General features: G+C 65.1%; 12 protein-coding genes. 8 read left to right on the top strand and 4 right to left on the bottom strand.

Annotated features, from left to right (window positions below; all coding sequences use genetic code 11):
- Positions 1-134 precede the first annotated feature (134 nt).
- From ASC89_RS23315 to coaBC, 3 genes are all read right to left on the bottom strand, one after another.
- Positions 135-578, bottom strand: coding sequence for a cyclic nucleotide-binding domain-containing protein (locus ASC89_RS23315; RefSeq protein WP_055887490.1), 444 nt, complete (start codon positions 576-578; stop codon positions 135-137).
- Between the two features lie 65 nt (positions 579-643).
- Complete coding sequence (coaA, locus tag ASC89_RS23310; protein WP_056002452.1) at positions 644-1,591, bottom strand: type I pantothenate kinase; 948 nt, start codon at positions 1,589-1,591, stop codon at positions 644-646.
- On the bottom strand, positions 1,588-2,811 hold the full coding sequence (gene coaBC, locus ASC89_RS23305; RefSeq protein ID WP_056002450.1) for a bifunctional phosphopantothenoylcysteine decarboxylase/phosphopantothenate--cysteine ligase CoaBC: 1,224 nt from the start codon (positions 2,809-2,811) through the stop codon (positions 1,588-1,590). The genes coaA and coaBC overlap by 4 nt, the downstream gene beginning before the upstream one ends.
- 263 nt (positions 2,812-3,074) lie before the next feature.
- Between coaBC and ASC89_RS23300 the strand changes: the two genes are divergently transcribed.
- From ASC89_RS23300 to ASC89_RS23265, 8 genes are all read left to right on the top strand, one after another.
- The gene (locus ASC89_RS23300) at positions 3,075-5,729 is read left to right on the top strand and encodes a GH116 family glycosyl-hydrolase (RefSeq protein ID WP_082533554.1); all 2,655 of its coding nucleotides are present in this window, start codon (positions 3,075-3,077) and stop codon (positions 5,727-5,729) included.
- Between the two features lie 27 nt (positions 5,730-5,756).
- Positions 5,757-7,031, top strand: a complete 1,275-nt coding sequence (locus tag ASC89_RS23295) for a sugar ABC transporter substrate-binding protein (protein ID WP_056002447.1) — start codon at positions 5,757-5,759, stop codon at positions 7,029-7,031.
- Positions 7,032-7,087: 56 nt separating this feature from the next.
- The gene (locus ASC89_RS23290) at positions 7,088-7,972 is read left to right on the top strand and encodes a carbohydrate ABC transporter permease (RefSeq protein ID WP_056002444.1); all 885 of its coding nucleotides are present in this window, start codon (positions 7,088-7,090) and stop codon (positions 7,970-7,972) included.
- A gap of 2 nt (positions 7,973-7,974) precedes the next feature.
- Positions 7,975-8,850, top strand: a complete 876-nt coding sequence (locus tag ASC89_RS23285) for a carbohydrate ABC transporter permease (protein ID WP_056002441.1) — start codon at positions 7,975-7,977, stop codon at positions 8,848-8,850.
- A gap of 12 nt (positions 8,851-8,862) precedes the next feature.
- On the top strand, positions 8,863-9,756 hold the full coding sequence (locus ASC89_RS23280) for an AraC family transcriptional regulator (RefSeq protein WP_056002438.1): 894 nt from the start codon (positions 8,863-8,865) through the stop codon (positions 9,754-9,756).
- 1 nt (position 9,757) lies between these two features.
- Positions 9,758-10,840 (top strand): ABC transporter ATP-binding protein, encoded by a 1,083-nt coding sequence (locus ASC89_RS23275; RefSeq protein WP_056002436.1) that lies wholly within the window; start codon positions 9,758-9,760, stop codon positions 10,838-10,840.
- A gap of 32 nt (positions 10,841-10,872) precedes the next feature.
- A complete protein-coding gene (locus ASC89_RS23270) occupies positions 10,873-12,144 on the top strand; it encodes an L-fuconate dehydratase (protein ID WP_056002433.1) in 1,272 nt (423 codons plus the stop codon).
- Positions 12,145-12,765: 621 nt separating this feature from the next.
- A complete protein-coding gene (locus ASC89_RS23265) occupies positions 12,766-13,767 on the top strand; it encodes a carbon-nitrogen hydrolase family protein (protein WP_056002430.1) in 1,002 nt (333 codons plus the stop codon).
- 54 nt (positions 13,768-13,821) lie between these two features.
- Here the strand turns inward: ASC89_RS23265 and ASC89_RS23260 are convergent, their stop codons facing one another.
- Positions 13,822-15,237 (bottom strand): homospermidine synthase, encoded by a 1,416-nt coding sequence (locus ASC89_RS23260; RefSeq protein WP_056002427.1) that lies wholly within the window; start codon positions 15,235-15,237, stop codon positions 13,822-13,824.
- Between the last annotated feature and the right edge of the window lie 11 nt (positions 15,238-15,248).

The raw sequence follows: 15,248 nt of genomic DNA, 5'->3' as shown, positions 1-15,248 counted from the left end.
CCCTTGAGGGGAGGGGTTGGGGGTGGGGGCCATCGGTGATCACCGGACCACCCCTCCCTCAATCCCTCCCCTCCTAGCGGACGCGTAGCGCCGCGGGGGGAGGGAGGCGACAGCTGAAGCACCGTACCAAATATCTAATGCTGCCCCGGCGTCATCAGCGTCGAGAAGATCCGCCCGATCAGGTTCCGCTCGGCCGGCTTATCGACATGCTCGTGGTTGAGCTCCACCAGCAGCGCCGAGGTGGCGTCGAGCCGCTGGCTCTGCAACTGGGCGATCCTGAGCGCCAGCTCCGGGTGCTTTTCGAGGATGCGCATGGCGTCGCGCACCACCCGCACCTTGCTGTCCCGCTCGGCCCGGACGGTGGCGCTGTGCGGCCGGCCGAGCAGCACTGACATCTCGCCGATCATTGCGTCGGAATGCTCGATCGTCGCGATCGCCACCCCGTTCCGCTCGACCACGAACTTGCCGCTCTCCAGCACATAGAGATCGCGCCCGGGCGTACCCTGCGTGACCAGCTCCTCGCCCTTGGCGACATCGAGCGTTGGCGATGAATAGGTGAGCGTCAGCAGGCTGGCCATGGTTCATCCCCGCATGAATAGGCAGCGGAGCCTAACCCGTTGCGGGCGCGCCATGAAGGGCCATTCTACACCATGCGCAGCAGCACATCGGCGACCAGGTGGTCGCTGCCCTTCTTGAGGATCAGGTCGGCCCGCGTCCGCGTCGGCGCGATATTGTCCATCAGGTTGGGCAGGTTGATCGAGCGCCAGTTGTCGAGGCCGAACTTCCCCGCCTCGTCCTTGCTCATGTCGGCATAGCGCTTGAAGAACGAGTCGGGGTTACGGAACGCCGTCTCCCTCAGCCGGAAGAAGCGCTCGAGATACCAGGCTTCGAGATCCTCGGGGTCGGCATCGATATAGATCGAGAAGTCGATGAAGTCCGAGGCATAGAGGATCGGCGCGCCGGCCTTGCCCGGCGCCCCCGGCTGCAGGATGTTGAGCCCCTCGACGATCAGAATGTCGGGCTGGTCGACGATCAGGTGCTCGCCTGGCACCACGTCATAGACGAGGTGGGAGTAGATCGGCACTTCGAGCGCCGGTGTCCCCGATTTCACCGCCGCCAGGAACGCCACCAGCCGCGCCCGGTCAAAACTCTCCGGAAAACCCTTGCGCCGCATCAACCCGCGCTCGATCAGCGTGGCGTTAGGGTGGAGGAACCCGTCAGTGGTGACGAGATCGACCTTCGGGCTCGACGGCCAGCGCTGCAGCAGTGCCCTCAGGATACGGGCCGTGGTGGATTTGCCCACCGCCACGGACCCCGCGACGCCGATGATGAACGGCACCTTCGGTGCACCGGTATTGAGGAAGCGCTGCGACACCCGATGCAGCCCCTGGATCGCCTCGACATAGAGCGAGAGGAGGCGCGCCAGCGGCAGGTAGACCTGCTCGGCCTCTTGAAGCGAGATCGGGTCCGACAGGGCCCGCAGCCGCATCACGTCGTCGGCGCTCAGCGTCATCGGCTCGTCGGCGCGCAGCGCCACCCATTCCGCCTTGCTGAAGTGGTGGTAGGGGGAGAGTTCAGCCGGCAGCGTCATGCGCGCGTCGGCCCGCCATTGAGCCGCGCGGCGATCACCTTTGCCAGTCGCTCCGCCACTTCAAGCTTGTCCAGCTCGGGCCACGCCTCGGCGCCCGCGGCGCTCAAGAGCGTCACCTTGTTGCGGTCGCCACCCATGGCGCCACCTTCGGCCGAGACGTCGTTGGCGACGATCAGGTCGGCGCCCTTGCGCCTGAGCTTGGCCTCGCCATTCGCCACCACATCGCGCGTTTCGGCGGCGAAACCGACGACGATCCTGGGGCGCTGGGCATGGTGTCCGACTGTCGCGAGGATATCGGGGTTCTCGACCATGCTGAGGCTGGGCACAGCGCTTGTCCCAGGCTGCTTCTTGATCTTGTCGGAGGCGACGCTGTCGACCCGCCAGTCCGCCACCGCGGCGACGAACACCGCACCGTCGGCGGGCAGGGCGCTTTCTACGGCGGCCAGCATCTCACGCGCCGTCTCGACATGCGTGGTGGCGACGCCAGCGGGATCAGGGATCGTCACCGGCCCGCTGATCAGCCGCACCTCGGCCCCGAGCTTCGCCAGCGCCGCGGCGATGGCATGCCCCTGCTTCCCCGACGACCGGTTAGCGATGTAGCGCACCGGATCGATCGGCTCGTGGGTCGGCCCCGAGGTGACGATGAATGTCTTGCCCGACAATGGCCGCGCCGGCGCCAGCTGCTCGACAATGGCCGCGAGAATCTCCGCCGGCTCGGCCATCCGGCCTTCGCCGGCCTCGCCCGCTTCTGCCATCGCGCCAGATTTCGGCCCGACGAATTGGACGCCGTCGGCCAGCAATGTCGCGTGGTTACGCCGGGTCGGCGCCGCCGACCACATCAGTGGGTTCATCGCCGGCGCCATCAGCACCGGCTTGTCGGAGGCGAGCAGCACGGCGCTGGCGAGGTCGTTCGCCGCCCCGGTCGCGACTTTCGCCATCAGGTCCGCCGTCGCCGGCGCCACCACGAGCAGGTCGGCTTCGCGCGACAGCCGGATATGGCCGACATCGTGCTCGTCATTGCGATCGAACAGGTTGGTGAACACCCGGTCGGCGCTGAGGGTCGCCACCGAAAGCGGCGTCACGAACTCGGCCGCCGCCGCCGTCATCACGCAGCGCACCTTGGCGCCTTCGTCACGCAGCCGCCGGATCAGCTCCAGCACTTTGTAGGCAGCGATCCCGCCGCCGATGATCAGCAGCACCCGCCGATTTTGCAGTTTCATGCTGAGCTACCACCGCATCATGAGACGGCTAGCCCTCTACACGATCTGCCGGCGCCCTCATACCCACCAAAGGGCGAGCGAGCTATTCACTGCTCGCTGGACTGGGCCGTGTCGTAGCGCCGGGCTTCTAGCGCTGCGCGTTCGTCCATGTGCACAAATGTCCTCGCGACAGGATTGAACGCGCGCCGCGTGAGATCGCGCTATTAGGCAGGAAATGACGGGGGAACCACCCTCCGTGTCCTGCCTCTTGGAGCGATGTGCACATGGATCGTGCAGCCTATTTCCGTTACGCCGGCGAAAACGCCCGCAACGTCGTGTTTCCGCTCGGCGGCATCGGCGCCGGCTCCATCGGCATCGGCGGCGATGGGCGCCTGCGCGACTGGGAAATCTACAACCGTCCCAGCAAGGGCAGCGTCAACGGCTTCTCGCACTTCGCCGTCAAGGCCGAGCGCGACGGCAAGGTGCTCGATACCCGGGTGCTGCACGGCCCGTTTCAGGGCTCGCTCACCGGCGATTACCTCGGCAAGCACTTCAACTCGTTCGGCTTCGGCGTGCGTCGCGAGCACATGGCGGGGTTCCCGAGCTTCGAGGCGGCGACGCTCTCTGGTCCCTATCCGGTGGCGACCCTCGATTTCGCCGATAAGCGCTTCCCGGGCACGGTGAAGCTCGAGGCCTTCAGCCCCTACCTGCCGATGGAGAGCCGGCTCTCCTCGCTGCCCGTGGCGATGTTCGAGTTCACCTTGAGCAACACCACCGCAGAGGCGATCGACTACACGCTGTTCGGTTGCCTCGGCTTCGAGTTCAAGGACCAGGCTGGTGTCACCGCCAGCGCGCCGGATGGCCGCACCGCGCTGACCGGGCGCTCGGCTTCCGACCGCAAGTCGATCCATTACAGCGAGCTCAGCATCTCCACCGACAGCGCCGAGACCAGCTATCAGCGCCACTTCTTCCGCGGCAGCTGGTTCGACGCGCTCGAGGTCTACTGGCAGGACATCAACCGGCCCGGCAAGCTGAAGGACCGCTACTACGACGATGCCGCGACGCACCGCATGTCGGGTAGCCGCGCGGTGGCCGAGCACTCGACGCTCGCCTCGCACGTCACCATCCCCGCCGGCGAGAGCCGCACACTGCGCGTCGCCATCGCCTGGTACGTGCCGAACGCCAGCAAGTACTGGGTGTCGCAGAACGCCCTGATCGGCGAGCCCAAGGATATCCCCAGCGTCTGGCGCAACTATTACGCCACGCAGTGGCCGAGCGCCGACGCCGTCGCCGCCGAGGCCTTCGCCGGCTGGGATCGCCTGGCGAGCCAGACCAAGCGCCTGCAGGCCGAGTTGCTCGCCTCGACGCTGCCCGATCCGGTGCTCGACGCGGTGTCGGCCAACCTCTCGATCGTCAAGACCGCCACCGTGCTGCGGCTCGAGGATGGCACCTTCTACGGCTGGGAGGGCTGCCACCCCGATGCCGGCTCGTGCGAGGGCAGCTGTACCCACGTCTGGAACTACCAGCAGGTGCTGCCCTTCCTGTTTCCCGACCTCGAACGCTCGATGCGCGAGGCCGATTTCTTCAACAACCAGGTACCATCGGGCGGCATGGCGTTCCGGCTGGCATTGCCGCTCGGCATCGGCACCTCGAACGACCGGCCCTGCGTCGATGGCCAGTTCGGCAATGTGCTGAAGGCCTATCGCGACTGGAAGCTCACCGGCGACCTCGCCTGGCTGCGCTCGATCTGGCCCGAGGTGAAGGCAGCCATCGGCTACGCCTGGCACCCCGACAATTACGACAAATGGGACCCGGAGAAATCCGGTGTGCTCACCGGCCGCCAGCACCACACGCTCGATATGGAGCTGTTCGGGCCGAGCTCATGGCTCAACGGTTTCTACCTCGGCGCACTGCTCGCCGGCTCGAAGATGGCCGAGGCGGTCGGCGAGGCCGACACGGCAGCCGAGTTCGCCGAGATCTACGCCCGCGGCCGGAAGTGGACGCACGACAACCTGTTCAACGGCAGTTACTTCATCCAGCAGGTCGACCTCGAGGACAAGCAGCAACTGGCGCGCTTCGAATCCAAGCTCGGTCAATCCAATTACGTGCGCGGCTCGATCTACGATCTTTACTGGTCCGACGAGCACGGCCAGGTGAAGTACCAGGTCGGAGAAGGCTGCGAGATCGACCAGGTGCTGGCCCAGTGGCATGCCGGGCTCTACGGGCTGGGCGACGTGTTCGAGCCCGAGCAGTTTGCCTCGGCAGTGCGTGCCATCTACCAGCACAACTTCAAGCGCCGGCTCGGCGACGAGGCCAACCCCTGCCGCGTCTTCGGGCTTGAGAACGAGGCCGGCACGCTGATGTGCGCCTGGCCCGAGGGCGCGTTGCGCCCGGCTATCCCGGTGCCCTACAGCCAGGAATCGATGCACGGCTTCGAATATGCCTTCGGCTGCCAGCTGATGATGATCGGCGAGCTGGACAAGGCCATCGAAGTGTTCTCCGCGGTGCGCGACCGCTATCGCGGCCACAACCGCAACCCCTTCAACGAGATCGAGTGCGGTTCGAACTATGCCCGCTCAATGGCGAGCTACGCCGCGGTGCTGGTGCTCTCCGGCTTCGGCTTCGATCTCAGCGAGGGCCGCATCGCCTTCGCGCCCAAGCTGGTGAGCGAGGGCCGCTTCCGTTCATTGTGGTCGACCGGCACCGCCTGGGGGAGCGTCGCCATCGATGATGGCGAGGCGCGCCTCACCGTCATCGGGGGCACGCTCGAAGTCGCCGAAATCTCCATCTGCGGCCAAACCTTCAAGGCCGAAGCCACCGATCACTTCGGTGGCAAACCCGAGCGGCGCGACGGCCGCTCGATCTTCAACCCCGGCATGGGCCTGATGCTCCGCCATGCGGGGATCGCCGTCAGCAACCAACCGGACATCGCCCAATAAAAGCTTAGCGCCAACAGGGAGGACCCTATGCGCACCCGATTGACCCTCAGCGTCATGGCGCTTGCCATGGCCGCATCGCCCGTGCTCGCCCAGCCGGCGGCCGATATCACCGCCAAGCTGACGATCTTCCAGCCGGTCAACCAGCAGATGATCGACTCGACCGACAAGGCGATCGCCCGCTTCAAGCTGAGATACCCCAACGTCACCATCGAACCGCAGTTTGTGCCGCAGCCATCCTGGGGCGAGTACAACACCTCGTTCATCAACCAGGTGGCGACCGGCGCGGCGCCCGACATCATGTTCTCGGCCATCGAGGGGTTTGCCGAGACCGCCAATCGCGGCCTGCTGCGCGACCTGGGGCCGCTCATCGATGCCGATCCGACCGCCAAGGCGGTGCTCGACGAGCTCGACCCCAACCTGCTCGACGGGATGCGCACCCGCTCCACCGGGCAGTTGAACTTCTTTCCCACCGAGTGGAACAACATCGTCGTCTACTACAACAAGGACATGTTCGATAAGGCCGGTGTCGCCTATCCGGCCGACGACTGGACCTGGGCCGATTTCCGCGAGACGGCAAAGCAACTGACCATCGCCGACGCCAATGGCAACGTCACCCAGTACGGCTATTTCGTGCCGGGCTTCAATTTCGGTCTGACGCCCTGGTTCCTCACCAACGAGGCGAGCGTGCTCGATGCCGACTGGAAGCAGTCGGCCGTCGCGACCGACAATTTCCGCGAGACGTTGCAGTTCCTCCATGACCTGATCAATGTCGACAAGTCCGCCCCGGCCTTCGAGTCCGGCGTCGGCGACAGCAAGTTCGTCGCTGGCCAGGTGGCGATGTTCTCGGCCGGCCACTGGCCGATCCCCGAGATCCGCGCCAGCGGCCTCGCCAATGTCGGGGTGCAGATCATGCCGGTGAACAAGGTGAAAACCACCGTGTTCGGCATTGGCGGTCTCGCCGTCACCAGCGCTTCGCAGAACCCCGAGCTCGCCTGGGAATTCGTCAAGGAAATGACCGGCAAGGAGTTCCAGACCGAGCTCGCCGATTCCGAGCGTTCGATCCCGTCCTGGCGCAGCCTTGCCACCACCGACAAGTACCTGTCGTTCCCCGACAACGCCGCGATCTTCTACGGCTCGGCCGCCACCGCCAAGCCGGTCGCCTCGCCGCCGAACTTTGCCCAGGTCGAGGAGATGACCATGCGTTACGTCGGCGCCTACCTCAACGGCAACGAGGACCTCGATACCACCATCAGCGGCCTCGACAGTGAACTGTCGCGGGCCATGAAGCGCGCCTACAACTGACGCTTGACCCGGGGCGCCCGCTCGGGCGCCCCCTCTCGCCACCGGCGGAGGACACCATGGCAACCCTCAGGCAACGCGAAACGCTGGCAGCCTATGGCTTCCTCGCCCCCGCTTACCTCATCTACCTGCTGTTCCTGGCCATCCCGATGGTGGCGTCGCTCCTGCTCTCGGTGCTGGAAGTTGACCGGCTGACCCTCGCCACCCAGTTCGTCGGCTGGGCCAACTTCGACTGGGTGCTGACCGACCCGCGTTTCTGGAAGACCTTCGGCAACACCTTCTACTTCATCGCCTTGGCGGTGGTGGGCAATGTCGGGCTCGGTCTCGGCCTCGCCGTGCTGCTCGACCGCAACATCCCGGGCCCGCTGCTCTATCTGTTCCGTCTCGCCTATTTCCTGCCGGTGCTGGTGTCGCTGGCTTTCGTCTCCTTCATCTGGCGCTTCATGTTCTCGTTCGACCTCGGTGCCATCAACTACTACATCCGCATGCTTGGGCTGCCGCCGGTCGGCTGGCTCACCGACAAGAACGTCGCCATGTTCTCGATCGTCATCATCGACGTGTGGAAGAATGTCGGCTTCTTCGTCATTATCTTGCTTGCGGCGCTGCAGGGCGTGCCACGCAACCTGATGGAAGCCGCCCGCATCGACGGCGCTTCGCCCTTCACCGCGCTCAGGCGCATCAAGCTGCCCTACATCGCTCCGGTCATCCTGTTCTGCGTCACCTACGCCACCATCGGCGGGCTCCAGGTCTTTGACTCGATCAAGATCATCACCGATGGCGGGCCGGGCGATTCCACCCGCTCGGTGGTGATGTACATGTTCTCCGAAGCCTTCAGCGCCGGCGAACTGGGCACCGGCGCTGCTTCCGCCCTGACCCTGCTCGTCGTCATCGCCATCGTCACCGCCATCCAGCTGACGCTCGGCCGTCGCTTCGCCGGGAGATAGCCATGAGCCTTGCCCAAGCCTCCGTCACCGCCCGCGTCCATTCGGCCACCAGGGTGATCGACTGGCGCAACCTGCCGGTGATGATCGTCCTCGGCATCGGCGCCATCTTCATGCTGCTGCCATTCCTGTGGATGTTCGCCACCAGCATGCGGCCGGCCAGCGAGGCCTACCAGCTGCCGCCGAGCTTCCTGCCGACGCGGCTCAACTTCGATGCCTATGCCGCGGTGCTGGATTCGCCGCTGCCGTTCCTGCGCATGTATCTCAACAGCTTCATCGTCGCGGCAGCCACCACCATCGGCGTGGTGGTCAGCAGCGCCATGGCGGCCTTCGCCTTCTCGCGGCTGCGCTTTCCCGGCAGCTCGCTGCTGTTCGGTCTCTTACTGGTCGGACTGATGGTGCCGCATGCCCTGGTGGTGATCCCGCTGTTCTACGGCATGGCCGCTGCCGGACTGCTCGATAGTCTGTGGTCGCTGATCCTGCCGGGTCTCGCCTCGCCGCTCGCCATCTTCATGATGCGCCAGTTCATGGAAGGCCAGCCGCGCGAATATGAGGAGGCCGCCTTTATCGACGGCGCCAGCTACTGGACCATTTTCTGGCGCATCTCGCTGCCGCAGATGGGCCCGCCGATCGCCGCGCTGTCGATCATCGTATTCACCTCGAGCTGGAACAACTTCCTGTTGCCGCTGATCTTTGTGCGGAAGTTCGAGGTGATGACGCTGCCGGTCGGCCTGCTCGGCCTGTCGGATTCCTTCGGCGCGCTGTCGCTGTCGGTTATCATGGCGGCCGTGACCATGTGCGTGCTGCCACTGCTCGTGGTGTTTCTCGTCGCCCAGCGCTTCATCGTCGAGAGCATCGCCAGCACCGGCATCAAGCGCTAAGCGGAGACCATCATGCTCGGATCGCAAATCCTCGATCTCAACACCTCGATCAGCGGCGCCGATATCGGCGTGCCCGAGATCAAGACCTTCGGCTTTGCCACGTTCCAGAAGGCGATGGCCACCACCGACAGCTGGACGTCGCATGGCGGGCCGGAGCTGGTCTTCGTCATCGAAGGCGAGGCCTGCTGGGAGCTGGAGGACGAGGCGCTGGTGCCGGTCTCGGGCGGCCAGTTCGCATTGTTCCCAGCCAATAAGAAGCACCGCATCGTCAACGGCCTCTATCCGCCCAGCCACTCGTTCTGGATCGTCATGGCCAATGCCACGAACGTCGCCGATCCGGCGCTCCTCACCCGCGACGGTTTCCGCGACTTTCAGAACTATCTCGGGCGGCGTGGCCTGACGCACGACATCGAGGCGCGCTGCATGGATGCCATCGGCGAGCTGCACCGGCTGATGAGCGATCCGCGCATCTATACCGGCTCGAGCCTCCTCATTGCCGAGATGCGGGCGGCACTGCACACCGTGCTGATCGAGGCCTGGAAGGCGCAGGACAAGAAGCTCGCCGACCGCGACAACAGTGCGCTGATCGACGATTTCCTCGAGGTGCTGCATTCCGACCCCGACAGCGAGCTGAATATTGGCGAGGTGGCGACCCGGCTCGGCTATTCGCGCAGCTACCTGCACAACCGCTTCCGCAAGGAAGTCGGCATGTCGCCCAGCGACTATGCGCAGCGGCTCCGCATCAAGCGCTGCTGCACCCGGCTGGCGACCACCAGCGAGCCGGTGACCGACATCGCCGTCGAGTTCGGCTTCGGCAGCTCGCAATACTTCTCGCGCGTGTTCAAGAAATACCTCGGCACCACCCCATCCGAATACCGCCAGCAAATGGCAATCAGGGAGCACTGACATGGCGACGCTCGCCCTTCGCGACATCCGCAAATCCTTCGGCAAGCATGAGGTGATCCACGGCGTCAGCCTCGACGTGAAGGATGGCGAGTTCGTCGTCTTCGTCGGTCCCTCCGGCTGCGGCAAATCCACCATGCTACGGATGATCGCCGGGCTCGAGACCATCACCGAGGGCCAGCTGCTGATCGACGGCGCGGTGATGAACGAGGAAACCCCGACCCGTCGCGGCATCGCCATGGTGTTCCAGAGCTACGCGCTCTATCCCAACATGACCGTCTACCAGAACATGGCATTCGGCCTCGAACAGGCGAGGCTCCCCAAAGCGGAGATCCGCGAGCTGGTGCTGGAAGCGGCAGAGACGCTGAAGATCGAGCCACTGCTGCAGCGCCGCCCCGGCCAGCTCTCCGGCGGCCAAAGCCAGCGCGTCGCCATCGGCCGCTCGATCGTGCGCAACCCGCGCATCTTCCTGTTCGACGAGCCGCTCAGCAATCTCGATGCGGAGCTGCGCGTCCACATGCGGGTGGAGATCGCCAACCTCCACAAGCGCATGGGCCGCACCACCATCTACGTGACGCACGACCAGGTCGAGGCGATGACGCTCGCCGATACCATCGTGGTGTTCAACGAAGGCCGCATCGAGCAGCTCGGCACCCCGCTCGATCTCTACAACAAGCCGGCCAACCGCTTCGTTGCCGGCTTCCTCGGCTCGCCCCGGATGAACTTCCTCCAGGGCAGGGTCGCCGAGGCGGCGTCCGGTCCCTGTGTCGAGGTTCCCGGCGGCGTGCTGCCTTTGCCGCAACCGGCTCGGCAGGGCGAAGCCATCGAGATCGGCATTCGCCCCGAGCATCTCGAAGTGGTAGCCCCCGAGGGCGCCGCGGCGCGGGCCCGCGTACAGTTCACCGAGCAGCTGGGCGGCGAGACCTTCCTTTATTGCGATGTCGGCGAGGCGGCCGAACCGGCTCGCATCGTCATCAAGCGGCAGGGCCAGCAGCGCTTCGGCGACAACGAGGTGATCGGGCTGGCGATCGGGGCGTCCGACGTCTATTGCTTCGACAGCAAAACCGGCGCTGCCCTCGCCGCCTGAGAGACCTAAGACCAAAGAACCTCACCAGATCCATGACCCGCATCACTGGCCTTCGCACCCACGACCTCCGCTTCCCGACCTCCGCCTCGCTCGATGGCTCCGATGCGATGAACCCGGACCCCGATTACTCCGCCGCTTATGTGGTGCTGGAGACCGATGGGGCGCTCGAGGGGCACGGCCTGACCTTCACCATCGGCCGCGGCAACGAGGTGGTGGTGGCAGCGATCGAAGCGCTGCGCGATCGCGTCACCGGGCTTGAACTCGATTGGATCGCCGAGAACCCCGGCCGCTTCTGGCGCCATGTCACCGGCGACAGCCAGCTGCGCTGGATCGGGCCGGACAAGGGCGCCATGCACCTCGCCACCGGTGCCGTGGTCAACGCGGTGTGGGACCTTCTCGCCAAACAGGCGGGTAAACCCGTCTGGCGCTTCGTCGCCGAGATGACGCCCGAGCAGCTCGTCTCGATCATCGACTTCCGCTATCTGACCGACGCCATCACCCCCGATGAGGCGCTGGCGATCTTCCGGCAAGCCGAGGTGGGCAAGGCCGAGCGCATCGCCGAGCTCGAGCAGAATGGCTACCCCTGCTACACCACGTCGGCCGGCTGGCTCGGCTATTCCAACGAGAAGCTGACCCGGCTCGCCACCGAGGCGGTGGAAGCCGGCTTCTCGCACATCAAGATGAAGGTCGGCCGCGACCTCGCCGACGATATCCGCCGGCTGGAGATCGTCCGTTCGATCATGGGCCCCGATCGCTACCTGATGATCGACGCCAACCAGGTGTGGGAAGTGGGCCAGGCGATCGATTGGGTGAAGGAGCTCTCCCGCTTCAAGCCCTATTTCATCGAAGAGCCGACCAGCCCCGACGATATCGAGGGGCACCGGAAGATCCGCGAGGCCATTGCCCCGGTTAAGGTGGCGACCGGCGAGATGTGCCAGAACCGTATCCTGTTCAAGCAGTTCATCACCCGCGGCGCCATCGATATCGTGCAGATCGATGCCTGCCGCATCGGTGGCCTCAACGAGGTGCTGTCGGTGCTGCTGATGGCCGCCAAATACAACCTGCCGGTGTGGCCGCATGCCGGCGGCGTCGGCCTCTGCGAATATGTGCAGCATTTGTCGATGATCGACTATCTCGCCGTCTCCGGCACCAAGACCGGCCGGGTGATCGAATATGTCGACCACCTGCACGAGCACTTCCTCGATCCCTGCGTCATCGAAAAAGCCGCCTACATGCCGCCAAAGCGGGCCGGCTTCTCCATCGAGATGAAGCCCGCCTCGATCGCGGCCCATCGTTTCGGCTAGTTTTTTTCGCCAAAGCCTGGAACCCACATCGGGCTAAGGCGTATTGTATGTGCGATCCGTGAACACTCGAAAGAGTCGATCAGATTGCAAAGCGGCAGGGAAGCAGATGAAAATCGCTCCCCTGCTGTTTTTGTGCGCGCTCCAGGATTGCCGGTCTTGTCTCGCGGCTCACGCCGCGGCAAACCCGGGTGGCTCCCAACAACCCCCTCTCTTCCCGAAAACTAAGGACTTAGCTGCGCTAAGCCCAAGTTTTCGCTTTCTCCCCCGCCAAGGGGGAGAGTCCCGACTGATACTCAGGCGCAAGTGGAAGGCACGGATCATCTCCCCCTTGGCGGGGGAGAAAGCAAAATCTAAGGTTTAGCCGTTTGGCTAAGCCTTAGATTTTGCAAGAGAGGGGGTTTTGGAGGGCACGACGGTTCGGCCGCCCCATCATTGACGAATCGACCCTCACCCCGCCATCTTCAACCTGTGCGTGGCCCATCGCCGAACCTCCCAGGACCTTCCCCAGCATGGTCTCGAACGGAGGCAAAGGGACTTTAGTCTCGGGTCGCTGTCATTGGTCTCATTCCGTTTCGGATGCCGTTGCTGGGGAACTCGTCCGGGACGCGAAAGGCCTGACAAATGACGCAAAACCAGAACTTCAAGCGCCGCGTGCGCAGCCGCGCTAACAAGACCGGCGAATCCTACACTGCTGCGCTGCGGCACGTTCGAGCCAGTTCCCAGCAAGACCCCAGCCCTGAGGTCCGCTCGGTTCGCCTGGCCGTGGCGCAGACCACGCTCTGCGATGATCCGCGCGACGCCGCGGCCCTGCGCTCCAGCGGCGAAGCGCTGCGACGCCTGATGCAGCAGGCGGCCGAGGCCGGTGCCCGGATCGTTCATTTCGGCGAAGGCGCGATCTGCTCGCCCAATAAGCGCATCTTGTCGTCCACCGGGCCAGACGAGATCGGGCCAGCCGATTGGGATCGCTGCGACTGGGGCGTCTTCAGCGAGGAACTGGAGCGGACCCGCGGCTACGCTCGCGAACTCGGCCTCTGGGTGGTGTTTGGTGCAGTGCATCGGCTGTCGCCGCCGCACCGGCCGCATAACAGCCTCTACGTCGTTTCGGATCGTGGCGAGCTGGTCACCCGCTACGACGAGCGCCTGCTCTCCAACACCAAGATCTCCTTCATGTATGCCCCGGGGTCGGTTCCGATGACCTTCGAGGTCGATGGCATCAGTTTCGGCTGCGCCCTCGGCATGGAGACGCACTTCCCCGAGATATTCACCGAGTACGAGCGGCTTGACGTCGATTGCGTGCTGTTCTCGAGCACCGGCGACGGACTTCCTCATGGCGGCGGCGCATTCGCGGCTGAGGCCCAGGGGCACGCGGCCAGCAATAGCTATTGGGTCAGCTTCGCCGTTCTCGCCAAGCACAGCCCGAGCGCTCCGGCCGGGATTGTCGGCCCGAATGGTCGATGGGTGGTCCAGTGCCCGGCGGACGAAACACCGGCGGTCGCGCTGGCCGACATCACCACTGATCCGGCCGACCCGTCGCGTCCATGGCGGCGGACGGCCCGGGCCGGACTCTATGAACCGCATTTTGTCGCCGGCGATCCGCGCAGCGACGGCCGCAACAGCTTCTAGCAGAGAGAAACCGGCAGCCCCTCTCTCCGCGGGGAGAGGGGTGAGCGGAAGCTCTCAGTGCACCCGGATGTTCTTGAACTGCCAGGGGTCGTCGCGGTCGAGGTCTTCACTGAACAGCTGGCCGCGACCCTCCAGCGGCGTCCAGTCGGTGTACACCCCCACCACATCGCCGAGATAGGGCCTGGCGATCTGCATCACCTCGTCATAGCCGAGATCATCCGGCTCCAGGATGCCTGAGTTTGGGTGCTGCGCCGCCCATACGGCGCCGGCCAGCACGCCCGCCGCCACCTGCAGGCTCGTGGCATTGTTGTGCGGCACCAGCGCCCGTGCCTGGGCGATGCTGAGGCGAGAGCCGAACCAGTAGGCGCCTTTGCAGTTGCCCATCAGCAGCACGCCCAGCTCGTCCATGCCGCAGGTGATCTCGTCGCGAATGATGCGCCGCGTGCGCTGCGCCGACCAGTTGCTGCCGGCGAGCTCATGCAGTGACAGCACGGCATCGTCGCACGGGTAGTAGGCGTAGTGGACCGTCGGCCGATAGGCGACTTCGCCGTCTTCCCAGACCGTCAGGTGGTCGCTGATCGAGATCGACTCGCCATGCGTGATCAGGAAGCCGTGATAGGCGCCCTCGAGCGGCGTCCAGCTGCGCACCCGCGTCGCGGCGCCCGGCTGGTTGAGATAGATCGAGGAATCGCAGCCATTGCCATGGCGCGAAGCGTCGGTCGGCCAATGCTGCTCGTGCGTGCCCCAGCCCAGTTCGGCCGGCTGCAGCGCTTCGCCGATGAACCCCGCCACCGACCAGGTGTTGACGAACTCGCCGCGCTGCTTGCGTCGGCCGGTGACCTGCGTGTCGCGCTCGGCGATATGGATGGTCTTGATATCGAGCCGGCGCGCCAGTGCCGCCCAGTCGATCGCTTCCGTCGGCGACAGTTGCAGACCGTTCTCGGCGGCGATGCGTAACAGGCCCTGCTTGACGAAAATCGAGGCGAGACCCGGGTTGGCGCCCATGGTCAGCACGGCGGTCGGGCCGGTCGGATATTTCTGCCGCAGCGCCAGCGCCGCTTCGCGTAGCGCATAGTTCGAGCGTTGCGCCGGCGGGCGTGACGGATCGACATAGCCGCCCGGCCAGGGCTCAAGGCACATATCGAGATAGAGCGAACCGTTCTGCTGGCAGAGCTCGATCAGCGCGGTGCTGGAGATCCCGACCGACAGGTTGAGCAGCAGGGTGCCCTTGGTGAGCAGTGGGCCGAGCAGGGCCCGGTAGTTCTCCGGCGTCACGGCCTCGACCACCAGCCTGGCATTCGACTCGCGGGCGATTTCCGCGCCATTCGCGTCAGCCGCGAAGATCGTGATCGGTTCGTCTGGCAGGTCAAGATGACGGATGAGCAGGGGCAGGACGGCTTGTCCAATACTACCGAACCCGAGCATGACGATCTGGCCCGGAAGTCGCGCGTGCTTTGTATAGGCCGTCATGGTGATCGACT

Source organism: Devosia sp. Root413D1 (assembly GCF_001425235.1).
Taxonomy (GTDB): Bacteria; Pseudomonadota; Alphaproteobacteria; order Rhizobiales; family Devosiaceae; genus Devosia_A.
This window is presented reverse-complemented; position numbering and strand designations above follow the sequence as displayed.